Here is a 13058-nt window from a genome sequence, read left to right on the forward strand (position 1 = left end):
TGAAAATAAGGGCGAAGGTGTAAACCTTATTCAGGACGGGACACAAAAAACAAAAAAGGCCCCGGTTCAGGGGCCTTCTTCTCAAGCAACGTGAAGGATCACTCCTTCGGCGCCTCCATCTGCGCCCACAGCGACGGGCCGCCAGCGGACTTCTCGATCACCGCCAGACGCGCGACATGCGCCTCGATCTCCGCATCGGTCGCCCGGATTACACGGGTCAGGTTACGCTCGGCGGCCAGGCGGCGGATCCCCGTGGCGGCGATACGGCCGCTGCCGTCGCCCTCCGCGCCATTGCCAGCCAGCGACAGGCTGGTCTGGCCACCGGTCATCGCCAGGTAGACGTCGGCCAGGATCTCGGCGTCGAGCAGTGCGCCGTGCAAGTCACGGCCGGAGTTGTCGACGCCGTAGCGCTTGCACAGAGCATCGAGGTTGTTGCGCTGGCCCGGATGACGTTCGCGGGCCATCAGCAGGGTATCGAGGATCGAGCAGTAGTCGCTGACTTCGGCGCGCTCGGTCTGCCCGATCAGGGCGAATTCGTTGTTGATGAAGCCAACATCGAACGCCGCGTTGTGGATGATCAGCTGTGCGCCGTTGATGAACTCGAAGAAGTCGTTGGCCACCTCGCGGAAGCGCGGCATGTCCTTGACGTATTCGTTGGTGATGCCGTGGACCGCGATGGCACCTTCGTCGATCTCGCGATCAGGTTGCAGGTAGACATGGAAGTGCCGGCCGGTGAGGCGGCGGCCTTCGAGTTCGACGCAACCGATCTCGATGATCCGGTGGCCGTCGGTGACCGGCATACCGGTCGTTTCGGTGTCGAGTACGACGCTACGCATTCTGTGTGAAACCTTCTTGTGGTCGATCGGCCCGGTTCATACCGGGCTGCAGTGATTCCTGGAACCGGGCTCTCAGCGCGGCAGTTCGCTCACGCCACGGTTGGCGAGCATGTCGGCGCGCTCGTTGCCGGGATGGCCGGTGTGGCCGCGCACCCAGCGCCACTCGACATTATGCCGGTTCACCTGCTCGTCCAGCGCCTGCCACAGGTCGGCGTTCTTCACCGGCTGCTTGGCGGCAGTCTTCCAGCCACGCTTCTTCCAGTTGGTCATCCACTCGGTGATGCCCTGCATGACGTACTGCGAGTCGGTGACGATGCGCACGTCGCAATGCCGCTTGAGCGCGGCCAGGGCCATGATGGCGGCCATCAGCTCCATGCGGTTGTTGGTGGTTTCCGCCTCGCCGCCCCACAGTTCGCGCTCGGCGCCCTTGTAGAACAGCACGGCCCCCCAGCCACCCGGACCCGGATTGCCCTTGCAGGCGCCGTCGGTGTAGATCTCGACTTTCTCTTCGCTCATATCGCTCGTGTTCAGGACTCGGAATCGCGGCGGCTGACCTTGGCCACCGGTAGCGGCACCAGTTGCCCGCGAGGCTCGCGGCGAGGTTGGCGCAGGGGTCTCAAGCCGACCACCAGCTTGCGCGCCACCAATAGATAGAAGCCGGCGCCGGAGCCCTGCAGGACGGGCCCCCAGGTCTCCATACGAGCCAGGCGGCCCTGCCATTTCGCCGATGCAAGCGGCGGACGATAACACCCGAAGCGGCGTTTCTCCAGCGCGAATCCCAGCAGGTTGAGCCAGTCGCAGACCCGCGTCGGCGAGATGCAGCGGGCGCGGCGCAAGGCATCGCGGGCGAAGTAATGACGGATGCCCCAGGCGCTCCAGGGATTGACCCCGACCACCAGCAGGTGCCCGCCCGGGCGCACGCTGCGCGCGGCTTCGCGCAGCAAGCGGTGCGGCGACAGGCAGAAATCCAGGCCGTGCTGCAGCAGCACCACGTCGGCGGCATGCTCGCCCAGTGGCCAGGCTGCCTCATCGCAGGCGATCTCCACGCCCGGCAACGGCGGCCCCAGGCGCACCCCGCGCTGGATGTTGCCGGTGCTGGCCGGCAATTCGGCGTGCGGGCCGTAATGCACCAGGTAGCCGCCGAAGTAGCGTTCCAATTCGTCGATCAGCAGTTGCTGCTCTTCGGCGAGCATCATTCCACCGATCGGGCCGGCCAGCCAGTCGCGCGCCTGGGCCATCAGTTCCAGCCAGTCGGCGTCGGCCTGGGCGAAGGGTTCGGGTTCGATCATCACTACCCCCTGTGGGAGCGCGCGACACAAAAGTGCGTATCCGCACTACTATGCGCCAATGCCCATTACTTAGCGACTTTCCAGCCATGATACAGATAGATGCCCTGCCCGCCTTTTCCGATAACTACCTCTGGCTGTTGCAGGATGTGACCCGCCGCCAGTGCGCAGTGGTCGATCCGGGCGACGCCGGCCCGGTGCTGGCCTGGCTGGCCGCCCACCCCGGCTGGACGCTCACCGACATCCTGGTTACCCACCATCATGCCGACCATGTCGGCGGCGTTGCCCAGCTCAAGGCCCAGACCGGCGCACGCGTGCTCGGCCCGGCCGGCGAGAGGATCCCGGCGCGCGACGAGGCGCTGGAGGACGGTGACCGCGTCGAGGTGCTCGGCCTCGGCTTCGACGTCATCCACGTACCCGGCCACACCCTCGGGCACATCGCTTACTTCAACCAGGACCACGAGCCGCCCCTGCTGTTCTGCGGCGACACCCTGTTCGCCGCCGGCTGCGGCCGCCTGTTCGAAGGCACCCCGGCGCAGATGCACGCCTCGCTGAGCCGCCTGGCGGCGCTGCCAGACCAGACCCTGGTCTATTGCACCCACGAATACACCCTGAGCAATTTGCGCTTTGCCTGTGCAGTGGAGCCGGAGAATCCCGAGGTCCGGGCGCGCTGCGAAGAAGTCAGCCGCTGGCGCGACCTGGGGAAGATCAGTCTGCCCTCCTCCATCGCCTTGGAACGGGCGACGAATCCTTTCCTTCGCGTGTCGGAAACATCCGTTAAGAAAATCGCCGACGAGCGGGAAGGCCAGGAAATCCGCACACCGGAAGAGGTCTTTGCGACCATTCGCCGCTGGAAGGATCAGTTCTGAGGGGTGGCGAAATCTTGACCAGGGCAACCGCGATTCCTAGAATCCCCGAAATTTTTGCCCCGGACACAGTCATCAGCCAATGCCGCCAAAGACCAGCAAGACCCTCGATCTAGACGCATTGGCTCGTGCCATCCGAGTCTCCGTGCTGCTGCTCGCCGCCGGTCTGGCCGGCTGTCAGTCGACCCAGCAGGTCGATACTGACAGCCAGGCGCGCAATGCCGCCCGCGCCGTCGACGTGAAGTTCAACCCGGCCTGGTCGGACGCCCAGAACGATATCTGGGAGCGCATGCGCGTCGGTTTCCAGTTGCAGGACCAGATCGACACCAACCCGCGTATCGAACGCCAGCGCCTGTGGTTCATGAGCAATCCGTCGTTCCTGGAAAACGCCAGCGAGCGCGGCAGCCCCTACATGCACTATGTCGTCGAGCGTCTGGAAGAGCGCGACATGCCGCTGGAACTGGCCCTGCTGCCGGTCATCGAGAGCTCCTACAACCCGATGGCGGTGTCGCGCGCCCAGGCCGTGGGCCTGTGGCAGTTCATTCCCAGCACCGGCACCCATTTCAACCTGCGCCAGACCAACTTCTATGACGGCCGCCGCGACATCACCGCGTCGACCAATGCCGCGCTGACCTACCTGACCCGCCTGCACGACATGTTCAACGGCGACTGGCTGCTCGCGCTGGCCGCCTACAACGCAGGCGAAGGCACCGTCAGCCGCGCCATCGAGCGCAACCAGCGGCTCGGCCTGCCGACGGACTACTGGAACCTGCCGCTGCCGAAGGAAACCCAGGACTACGTTCCCAAGCTGCTGGCCCTGTCGCAGTTGGTGATGGCCCCGAACATTTACGGCATCAGCCTCAACCCGATCGCCAACGAGCCCTACTTCACCTCGATTCGCGTCAAGCCGGGCCTCGACCTGTCGCGCGTCGCCGCCCTCGCCGATCTCGACGAGGACGAGCTGTATCAGTTGAACCCCGCCTTCAAGCGCCGCATCACCCGGGACGGCCCGCAGCACCTGCTGGTACCGCTGGACAAGGCCGACACCCTGAAGGCCGGCATCGACACGCTCAAGCCGCAGCCACTCGTGGCCTCCGCAACGAGCAAGAGCCTGCAGCAGTACCGCGTGCGCAAGGGCGACAGCCTGCACAGCATCGCCCAGCGCTATCGCCTGAGCGTCGCCGAGCTGAAGTCCGCCAACCGCCTGAGCGCCAACCGCCTGCGCAGCGGCCAGGTCCTGGTCATTCCCGGCCAGCCGGGGCGCCCGGTCGTCGAGCCGGAGAGCCCACGGCAACTGGCGCAGGTCGAGCGCGCGAGCACTCGCGCCACGGCCCGCAGCTACACCGTGAAGAGCGGCGACACCCTCTGGCAGATCGCCAAGAAGAACGACGTCGACGTCGCCGACATCAAGCGCTGGAACGGCCTGGACAGCCACGGCGTCAAGCCGGGCCAGGTGCTCAAGCTGCAGGGCGGCTCGGCCCAGCAAGTGGCCGCGCGTGGCAAGGGCAAGCAGGACAGCGCGACCTACTACAAGGTCAAGCGGGGCGACTCGATGTACCTGATCGCCAAGCGCTTCAACGTCGAAATGCAGCACATCAAGCGCTGGAACCCGCGCAGCGGCAAGGCCCTGAAGCCCGGCCAGACCCTCACGCTCTACCTCGACACCGCCAGCCGCTGATCCTCGCCGCGTGCCGCGCCGTAAATGTCCCGGCGCGCGGCTTCTGGCGGCACGGACAAGCTGCTACTGTACGGAGCTCGCCTGCCAAGGATCGGACCCTACGCCCGATGCGTCACCTGCCTCTCCTGCTCCTCGGCCTCCTGCTCGGCCTGCCCGCCTCGGCCCAGATCACTGAACGCCACGGCTACGCACAGTTCGGCGACCTGAAATACCCCGCCAGCTTCGACCATTTCGACTGGGTCAACCCCAGGGCGCCCAAAGGCGGCACTCTGCGCCTGATGGGCCTGGGCAGCTTCGACACCCTCAACCCCTACACCCTCAAGGGCAGCCCGCCGATCAGCACCGCCGACTTCCTGCAGTACGGCGTCAGCGAGCTGAACGAGCCGCTGATGGTCGGCACCGGCCTCTATGACCCGTCGGGGGACGAGCCCGCCTCCAGCTACGGCCTGATCGCCGGCAGCGTCGAATACGCCGAAGACCGCAGTTGGGTGGTGTTCAACCTGCGGCCGCAGGCACGCTTCCACGACGGCAAACCGATCACCGCCTACGACGTGGCGTTCTCCTACCGCACCCTGCTCACGCACGGGCACCCGATGTACCGCACCGCACTGCAGGAAGTGCAGCGAGTCGACATCCTCTCGGCCCAGCGCATCCGTTTCGTCTTCAAGCGCCACGACAACCCGCTGCTGATCCTGCGCCTGGGCGAGATGCCGGTGCTGCCGCAACACTACTGGAAAGGCCGTAACTTCCAGGCCACCACCCTCGAGCCGCCGCTGGGCAGCGGCCCCTACCGGATCACCGAAGTGACGCCCGGCCGGCGCCTGGTATTCGAGCGGGTGAAAGACTGGTGGGGCGCGAACCTGCCGGTGAATCGCGGCAAGTACAACTTCGACCGGGTCGAAGTGGAGTTCTACCGCGACGCCGGCATCGCCTTCGAAGCCTTCAAGGCCGGCGAGTTCGATTTCTACATCGAGCACCAGGCGAAGAACTGGCGCAGCGGCTACCACTTCCCGGCGCTACGCCGGGGCGACGTGATCCGGGCGGAGATTCCACACCAGATCCCGACCCAGACCCAGGCGCTGTTCATGAACACCCGCCGCTCGACCTTCGCCGACCGCCGCCTGCGCGAAGCGCTGGGGATGATGTTCGACTTCGAATGGACCAACCGCGCACTGTTCAACGATGCCTACGCGCGCGCCAGCAGCTACTACCCCAACAGCAGCTTCACCGCCACCGGCGTGCCCCAGGGCAAGGAATGGCTGCTGCTCTCCCCCTACCGCAAGCAACTGCCGGACGAGCTGTTCAGCCGCCCCTTCACGGTGCCGGTCACCAAAGGCCACGGCATTCCGCGGGAAACCCTGCGCCACGCATTGGGTCTATTGGCCGACGCCGGCTGGAAACTCTCCGGCGACCGTCTGCTGGACGCCGGCGGCAAGCCGCTGCGCTTCGAAATCCTGCTGGTCAACCCCAGCCTGGAACGCATCCTCCAGCCGTATCGCGAGAATCTCGCCAGCATTGGTATCGATGCGAGCTTGCGCACCGTGGACCGCGCCCAGTACAAACAGCGTCTGGACCAGTTCGACTACGACATGATTCTGATGACCCTGCCCCAGACCCTGAGCCCCGGCCTCGAACAATGGCAGTACTTTCACTCCAGCCAGGTATCGGTGAAGGGCAGCAAGAACTATGCGGGCATCGCCAACCCCGTGGCGGACGCGATGCTCGAGAAACTCCTCGGCGCCACCGACCGCGACCAGCAGCAAGCCGCGGCCCGCGCCCTGGACCGGGTGCTGCTGTGGCAGCACTACAGCATTCCCAACTGGTACCTGAACAAGCATCGACTGGCGTACCGCAACCGCTTCGCTTTCGTCACCACGCCGCCCTACACCCTGGGCCTGCGCGCCTGGTGGCAGAAAAATCAGGAGAACACCCTATGAAGAGCCCCCGCCGCGCCGCGCTGTTCGCCGGCCTGTTGCTGGGACTGCTGGGCAGTGCGCAGGCCGCGCCGCAGCACGCCATCACTCTCTATGACGAAGCGCCGAAGTACCCGGCCGACTTCAAGCACTTCGACTTCGTCAATGCCGACGCGCCCAAGGGCGGCACCCTGCGCCTCTCCGACTTCGGCGGCTTCGACAGCCTCAACCCCTTCATCGCCAAGGGCAACTCCGCGCCGCAGATCAACCTGATCTACGACACCCTGACCTTCCACTCCCTCGACGAGCCCTTCACCGAATACGGCCTGCTCGCCGAGAAGATCGAGAAGGACCCGGAGCATCGCTTCGTGCGTTTCTACCTGCGCCCCGAGGCGAGATTCCAGGATGGCACGCCGGTCACCGCCGAGGATGTGGTGTTCACCTTCGAGACCCTGATGAAGGATGGCGACCCGATGTACCGCAACTACTACGCGGACGTCGACAAGGTGGTGGCCGAGGACAAGCTGCGCGTGCGCTTCGACTTCAAGCACGGCAACAACCGCGAACTGCCGCTGATTCTCGGTCAGCTGTCGATCCTGCCCAAGCACTGGTGGGCCAGCCGCGACTTCAACAAGACCGGCATGGAGCCGCCGCTGGGCAGCGGCCCGTACCGCATCGCCAAGGTCGACGCCGGCCGCTCGATCCGCTACGAGCGGGTGAAGGACTGGTGGGGTGAGAAGCTGGCGGTGAACCGCGGCTTCAACAATTTCGACGCCGTGGTGGTGGACTCCTACCGCGACCTCACCGTCGCCCTGGAGGCGTTCAAGGCCGGGCAGTTCGACTTCAACGACGAGCGCATCGCCAAGAACTGGGCCACCGCCTACGATTCCCCTGCGGTGCGCGACGGCCGCATCGTTCGCGAGGAGCCGGTCAACGGCAACCCCTGGGGCATGCAGGGCTACGCCTTCAACCTGCGCCGCCCGGTGTTCCAGGACGCCCGCGTGCGCGAAGCGATCACCCAGCTGTTCGACTTCGAGTGGACCAACAAGCAACTGTTCTTCGGTTCCTATCTGCGCGACGGCAGCTACTTCGAGAACTCCGAGATGGCCGCGCACCAACTGCCCGACGCCGAGGAGCTGAAGATTCTCGAACCGCTGCGCGACAAGCTGCCGCCGCAAGTCTTCACCCAGGTCTACGTACCGCCCACCAGCGACGGCAGCGGCATCATCCGCGAGCAGAAGCGCAAGGCCTACCAGTTGCTGCTGGACGCCGGCTACAAGATCGAGAACGACAAGATGGTCGGCCCCGACGGCAAGCAGCTCAGTTTCGAGTTCATGCTCGCCCAGGCCGACTTCGAGCGCGTGCTGCTGCCCTTCAAGCGTAACCTCGCCGAACTGGGCATCGACATGCAGCTGCGCCGGGTCGACGTCTCGCAGTACGTCAACCGCCTGCGCTCGCGGGACTACGACATGATCGTCAGCAGTTGGCCGCAGTCCAACTCACCGGGCAACGAGCAGCGCGAGTTCTGGCACTCCAGCAGCGCCGACAAGCCCGGCAGCCGCAACTTCATCGGCCTGCGCGATCCGGGCATCGACGCCCTGGTGGAGGGCCTGATCAACGCCGGCTCCCGCGAGAGCCTGGTGCGCCACGCCCGCGCCCTCGACCGCGCGCTACTGTGGGGACACTACGTGGTGCCCAACTGGTACCTGGGCACCTGGCGCATCGCCTACTGGAACCGTATCGCCCACCCGAAAAAACTGCCGCCCTACAGCTATGCCCTGATGACCTGGTGGCAGGCACGCGACCAGGCGGTGCCAACCAAGACGGACGCCAGGACCGCGAGCGAAACGCCGGTTGACGGTGCCCTCGCCCAAGGGGCCAACTGATGCTGGCCTACATCCTGCGGCGCCTGCTGCTGATCATCCCGACCCTGTTCGGCATCCTGCTGATCAACTTCATCATCATCCAGGCCGCCCCCGGCGGCCCGGTGGAGCAGATGATCGCCAAGCTGGAGGGCTTCGACGCCGCCAGCGGCGGCGCCACCGGGCGCATCTCCGGCGGTGGCGGTGAAGTGGCCGCGGCCGGCACGCACTACCGCGGCGCCCAGGGCCTGGACCCTGAACTGGTGAAGGAAATCGAGCGCATGTACGGCTTCGACAAGCCGGCGCCCGAGCGCTTCTGGATCATGCTCAAGAACTACGTGCACCTGGACTTCGGCCAGAGCTTCTTCCGCGACGCCAAGGTCACCGACCTGATCGTCGAGAAGCTGCCCGTCTCCATCTCCCTGGGGCTGTGGAGCACGCTGATCATGTACCTGGTGTCGATCCCGCTGGGCATCGCCAAGGCCGTGCGCCACGGCAGCCACTTCGACGTCTGGACCAGCTCGGCGATCATCATCGGCTACGCCATCCCGGCCTTCCTCTTCGCCATCCTGCTGGTGATGCTGTTCGCCGGCGGCAGCTACTGGGACTGGTTCCCCTTGCGCGGGCTGACCTCCAACAACTTCGACGAGCTGACCTGGGGCGGCAAGATCCGCGACTACTTCTGGCACCTGGCCTTACCCATCACCGCGCTGGTGATCGGCAACTTCGCCACCATCACCCTGCTGACCAAGAACAGCTTCCTCGACGAGATCGGCAAGCAGTACGTGGTCACCGCCCGCGCCAAGGGCCTCACCGAGCGCCGCGTGCTCTACGGTCACGTGTTCCGCAACGCCATGCTGCTGGTCATCGCCGGCCTGCCCTCGGCGCTGCTGGGCATCTTCTTCACCGGTGCGCTGCTGATCGAAGTGATCTTCTCCCTCGACGGCCTCGGCCTGCTCAGCTTCGAGGCGGCGCTGAACCGCGACTACCCGGTGGTGTTCGGCACGCTGTTCATTTTCACCCTGTTCGGCCTGATCATGAAGCTGATCAGCGACGTCCTCTACACGCTGGTCGATCCGCGCATCGACTTCGAGAACCGGGAGTAAACCGATGCGCCTGTCTCCCATCAATCAGCGCCGCTGGGCGCGCTTCAAGGCCAACAAACGCGGCTGGTGGTCGCTCTGGCTGTTCCTCGTGCTGTTCATCGCAAGCCTGGGCGCCGAACTGATCGCCAACGACAAGCCACTGGCCATCCGCTATGACGGCAGTTGGTACTTCCCGGTGGTCAAGCGCTACCCGGAAACCACCTTCGGCGGCGAATTCCCTATGGAGGCGAACTACAAGAGCCCCTACATGCGCGAGCAGATCGCGCAGAAGGACGGCTGGATTCTCTGGCCGCCGATCGCCTACAGCTACGACACCATCAACTACGACCTGCGCGTCCCGGCTCCCTCCCCGCCCACCGGCGAGAACTGGCTGGGCACCGACGACCAGGCGCGCGACGTGCTCGCGCGGGTGATCTACGGCTTCCGCATCTCGGTACTCTTCGCCCTCACTCTCACCGTGCTCAGCTCCATCATCGGCGTCACCGTGGGCGCCTTGCAGGGCTTCTACGGCGGCTGGACCGACCTGCTCGGCCAGCGCTTCCTGGAAATCTGGTCGGGCCTGCCGGTGCTCTACCTGCTGATCATCCTCGCCAGCTTCGTGCAGCCGGGCTTCTGGTGGCTGCTGGGGACCATGCTGCTGTTCTCCTGGATGAGCCTGGTGGATGTGGTGCGCGCCGAATTCCTCCGTGGCCGCAACCTGGAATACGTGCGCGCGGCGCGAGCGCTGGGCATGCGCAACGGAGCGATCATGTTCCGCCACATCCTGCCCAACGCGATGATCTCCACCCTGACCTTCATGCCGTTCATTCTCACCGGCGCCATCGGCACCCTGACCTCCCTGGACTTCCTCGGCTTCGGCCTGCCCGCCGGCGCACCGTCGCTGGGCGAGCTGGTGGCCCAGGGCAAATCCAACCTGCAGGCGCCCTGGCTCGGCATCAGCGCCTTCGTGGTGCTGGCGGTGATGCTCAGCCTGCTGGTGTTCATCGGCGAAGCCGCCCGTGATGCCTTCGACCCGAGGAAGTGAGATGACCCACAGCGAAAACCTCATCGAAGTCCGCGACCTCTCGGTGGACTTCCTCTGCGGCAACGAGACGGTCCATGCGGTGGAGAAGATCAGCTTCGACATCCGCAAAGGCGAGACCCTGGCACTGGTGGGCGAAAGCGGCTCCGGCAAGTCGGTGAGCGCCCACTCCATCCTGCGCCTGCTGCCCTACCCCACGGCCAGCCACCCTTCCGGCAGCATCCACTACGCCGGCAAGGATCTGCTGAAGCTGCCCGAAAGGAAGCTGCGCGGCATTCGCGGCAACCGCATCGCGATGGTGTTCCAGGAGCCGATGACCTCGCTGAACCCGCTGCACACCATCGAGAAGCAGATCGGCGAAGTCCTGGCCCTGCACAAGGGCATGAACTCCGCCCAGGCGCGGGCGCGCACCCTGGAGCTGCTGGACCTGGTCGGCATTCCCAACCCGGCCAGTCGCCTGAAGGCCTATCCCCACGAACTCTCCGGCGGCCAGCGGCAACGGGTGATGATCGCAATGGCGCTGGCCTGCGAGCCGGAACTATTGATCGCCGACGAGCCGACCACCGCGCTGGACGTCACCGTGCAGCTGAAGATCCTCGACCTGCTGCGCGACCTGCAGCAGCGCCTGGGCATGGCCATGCTGCTGATCACCCACGATCTCAACCTGGTGCGACGTATCGCCCACCGCGTGTGCGTCATGCAGCATGGCTGCATCGTCGAACAGGCACCGTGCGAGAGTCTGTTCGAGTCGCCCCAGCATCCCTACACCCGTGAACTGCTGGGCGCGGAGCCCAGCGGCAATCCGGCCGACAACCCGCCCGGCCCGGCGCTGCTGGACGTGAACGACCTGCGGGTCTGGTTCCCGATCAAGAAAGGCGTGTTCCGCCGCACAGTGGATCACGTCAAGGCGGTGGACGGCATCGACTTCAGCCTGCCCCGCGGGCAGACCCTGGGCATCGTCGGCGAAAGCGGCTCGGGCAAGTCCACCCTCGGCCTGGCCATCCTGCGCCTGATCAACAGCCAGGGCGGTATCCGCTTCGAAGGCAACAACCTGGAAGGCATGAACCAGAGCGAAGTGCGCCCCTTGCGGCGCGAAATGCAGGTGGTCTTCCAGGATCCCTTCGGCAGCCTGAGTCCGCGCATGTCGGTGGGGCAGATCGTCGGTGAAGGCCTGGAGATCCACGGAATCGGCACTCCCGAGGAACGCGAGCAGGCCATCATCGATGCGCTGAAGGAAGTCGGCCTCGACCCGGACACCCGCCACCGCTATCCCCACGAATTCTCCGGCGGGCAGCGGCAGCGCATCGCCATTGCCAGGGCCCTGGTGCTCAAGCCGGCGCTGATCCTGCTCGACGAACCGACCTCGGCGCTCGACCGCACCGTGCAGCGCCAGGTCGTGGAACTGCTGCGCCGCCTGCAGGCCAAGTACAACCTGACCTACCTGTTCATCAGCCATGACCTGGCGGTGGTCAAGGCGCTGAGCCACCAACTGATGGTGATCCGCCACGGCAAGGTAGTCGAACAGGGCTCGGCGGAGCAGGTGTTCTCCGCGCCGCAGCACGCCTATACGCAACAACTGCTGGAAGCCGCCTTCATGGTTCCGGCGCACACGCACTGAAGCAGGGAGAAGAAACACCCGTGGGATTTCTGAGCGGCAAGCGCGCGCTGATCGTCGGCGTCGCCAGCAAACTCTCCATCGCCTCCGGTATCGCCGCCGCGATGCACCGCGAAGGCGCGGAACTGGCCTTCACCTACCAGAACGCCAAGCTCAAGGAACGCGTCGAGGCGTTCGCCGCCGGCTGGGGCTCTCGTGCCGAGCTGTGCTTCCCCTGCGATGTCGCCAGCGACGCCGATATCGCGGCGGTGTTCAGCGAGCTGGGCAAACACTGGGGCAGCCTGGACATCATCGTCCATTCCGTGGGCTTCGCACCCAGCGACCAGCTCGATGGCGACTTCACGGAAGTCACCACCCGCGACGGCTTCAGGATCGCCCACGACATCAGCGCCTACAGCTTCATCGCCCTGGCCAAGGCCGGCCGCAAAATGATGAAAGGCCGCAACGGCAGCCTGCTCACCCTCTCCTATCTCGGTGCCGAACGCACCCTGCCCAACTACAACGTGATGGGCATGGCCAAGGCCAGCCTGGAAGCCGGCGTCCGCTACCTGGCTGGCAGCCTCGGCCCGGAGGGCATCCGGGTCAACGCCGTTTCCGCAGGTCCGATCCGCACCTTGGCGGCATCGGGCGTCAAGAGCTTCCGCAAGATGCTCGCCGCCAACGAACGGCAGACGCCCCTGCGCCGCAACGTGACCATCGAGGAAGTCGGCAACGCCGGCGCCTTCCTTTGCTCCGACCTGGCCAGCGGCATCAGCGGCGAGATTCTCTACGTCGACGGCGGGCTCAACACCACCATCATGGGGCCGCTGGACGACGACAACACGCAAAACGGCCTGCTGTAGGAGCGAGAATCCTTCTCGGGCACTCCGATGCAG

11 protein-coding genes are annotated in these 13058 nt (G+C 65.6%); 8 read left to right on the forward strand and 3 right to left on the reverse strand.

All coding sequences use genetic code 11. The features are described 5' to 3' along the window. Nucleotides 1-98: 98 nt before the first annotated feature. The 3 genes from dnaQ to ACYCAX_RS20940 form a co-directional block, all read right to left on the reverse strand. On the reverse strand, nt 99-836 hold the full coding sequence (gene dnaQ / locus ACYCAX_RS20930; RefSeq protein WP_015476901.1) for a DNA polymerase III subunit epsilon: 738 nt from the start codon (nt 834-836) through the stop codon (nt 99-101). 72 nt (nt 837-908) lie between these two features. Beyond that, the gene (rnhA, locus tag ACYCAX_RS20935; RefSeq protein WP_015476900.1) at nt 909-1352 is read right to left on the reverse strand and encodes a ribonuclease HI; all 444 of its coding nucleotides are present in this window, start codon (nt 1350-1352) and stop codon (nt 909-911) included. An 11-nt stretch (nt 1353-1363) separates the two neighbouring features. Then, nucleotides 1364-2125, reverse strand: coding sequence for a class I SAM-dependent methyltransferase (locus ACYCAX_RS20940; RefSeq protein ID WP_015476899.1), 762 nt, complete (start codon nt 2123-2125; stop codon nt 1364-1366). A gap of 86 nt (nt 2126-2211) precedes the next feature. Between ACYCAX_RS20940 and gloB the strand changes: the two genes are divergently transcribed. From gloB to fabI, 8 genes are all read left to right on the forward strand, one after another. Continuing rightward, on the forward strand, nt 2212-2991 hold the full coding sequence (gene gloB, locus ACYCAX_RS20945; protein WP_015476898.1) for a hydroxyacylglutathione hydrolase: 780 nt from the start codon (nt 2212-2214) through the stop codon (nt 2989-2991). A 79-nt stretch (nt 2992-3070) separates the two neighbouring features. Continuing rightward, on the forward strand, nt 3071-4666 hold the full coding sequence (locus tag ACYCAX_RS20950; protein WP_460248762.1) for a LysM peptidoglycan-binding domain-containing protein: 1596 nt from the start codon (nt 3071-3073) through the stop codon (nt 4664-4666). A gap of 107 nt (nt 4667-4773) precedes the next feature. Continuing rightward, entirely contained in the window at nt 4774-6603 is a 1830-nt protein-coding gene (locus ACYCAX_RS20955; RefSeq protein ID WP_015476896.1) for an extracellular solute-binding protein, read from the forward strand. Further along, nucleotides 6600-8465 (forward strand): extracellular solute-binding protein, encoded by a 1866-nt coding sequence (locus tag ACYCAX_RS20960; protein ID WP_015476895.1) that lies wholly within the window; start codon nt 6600-6602, stop codon nt 8463-8465. Before ACYCAX_RS20955 ends, ACYCAX_RS20960 begins: the two co-directional genes overlap by 4 nt. After that, nucleotides 8465-9547 carry a microcin C ABC transporter permease YejB gene (locus ACYCAX_RS20965; protein ID WP_294977375.1) on the forward strand — a complete coding sequence of 361 codons (1083 nt, stop codon included), beginning with the start codon at nt 8465-8467 and terminating at the stop codon, nt 9545-9547. The genes ACYCAX_RS20960 and ACYCAX_RS20965 overlap by 1 nt, the downstream gene beginning before the upstream one ends. A 4-nt stretch (nt 9548-9551) precedes the next feature. After that, nucleotides 9552-10571, forward strand: a complete 1020-nt coding sequence (locus ACYCAX_RS20970) for an ABC transporter permease (RefSeq protein WP_460248763.1) — start codon at nt 9552-9554, stop codon at nt 10569-10571. Between the two features lies 1 nt (nt 10572). After that, the gene (locus ACYCAX_RS20975) at nt 10573-12186 is read left to right on the forward strand and encodes an ABC transporter ATP-binding protein (RefSeq protein ID WP_294977374.1); all 1614 of its coding nucleotides are present in this window, start codon (nt 10573-10575) and stop codon (nt 12184-12186) included. A 20-nt stretch (nt 12187-12206) separates the two neighbouring features. Continuing rightward, nucleotides 12207-13025, forward strand: a complete 819-nt coding sequence (gene fabI / locus ACYCAX_RS20980; RefSeq protein WP_294977373.1) for an enoyl-ACP reductase FabI — start codon at nt 12207-12209, stop codon at nt 13023-13025. Nucleotides 13026-13058 lie beyond the last annotated feature (33 nt).

The organism is Pseudomonas sp. MT3 (genome assembly GCF_054720805.1).

Bases quoted from the DNA above. Each gene is read 5' to 3' on its own strand.
- ACYCAX_RS20940 (WP_015476899.1), bottom strand. From the start codon at position 2,125: ATGATCGAACCCGAACCCTTCGCCCAGGCCGACGCCGACTGGCTGGAA.
- dnaQ (WP_015476901.1), bottom strand. From the start codon at position 836: ATGCGTAGCGTCGTACTCGACACCGAAACGACCGGTATGCCGGTCACC.
- gloB (WP_015476898.1), top strand. From the start codon at position 2,212: ATGATACAGATAGATGCCCTGCCCGCCTTTTCCGATAACTACCTCTGG.
- rnhA (WP_015476900.1), bottom strand. From the start codon at position 1,352: ATGAGCGAAGAGAAAGTCGAGATCTACACCGACGGCGCCTGCAAGGGC.
- ACYCAX_RS20975 (WP_294977374.1), top strand. From the start codon at position 10,573: ATGACCCACAGCGAAAACCTCATCGAAGTCCGCGACCTCTCGGTGGAC.
- ACYCAX_RS20950 (WP_460248762.1), top strand. From the start codon at position 3,071: ATGCCGCCAAAGACCAGCAAGACCCTCGATCTAGACGCATTGGCTCGT.
- ACYCAX_RS20965 (WP_294977375.1), top strand. From the start codon at position 8,465: ATGCTGGCCTACATCCTGCGGCGCCTGCTGCTGATCATCCCGACCCTG.
- ACYCAX_RS20960 (WP_015476895.1), top strand. From the start codon at position 6,600: ATGAAGAGCCCCCGCCGCGCCGCGCTGTTCGCCGGCCTGTTGCTGGGA.
- ACYCAX_RS20970 (WP_460248763.1), top strand. From the start codon at position 9,552: ATGCGCCTGTCTCCCATCAATCAGCGCCGCTGGGCGCGCTTCAAGGCC.
- ACYCAX_RS20955 (WP_015476896.1), top strand. From the start codon at position 4,774: ATGCGTCACCTGCCTCTCCTGCTCCTCGGCCTCCTGCTCGGCCTGCCC.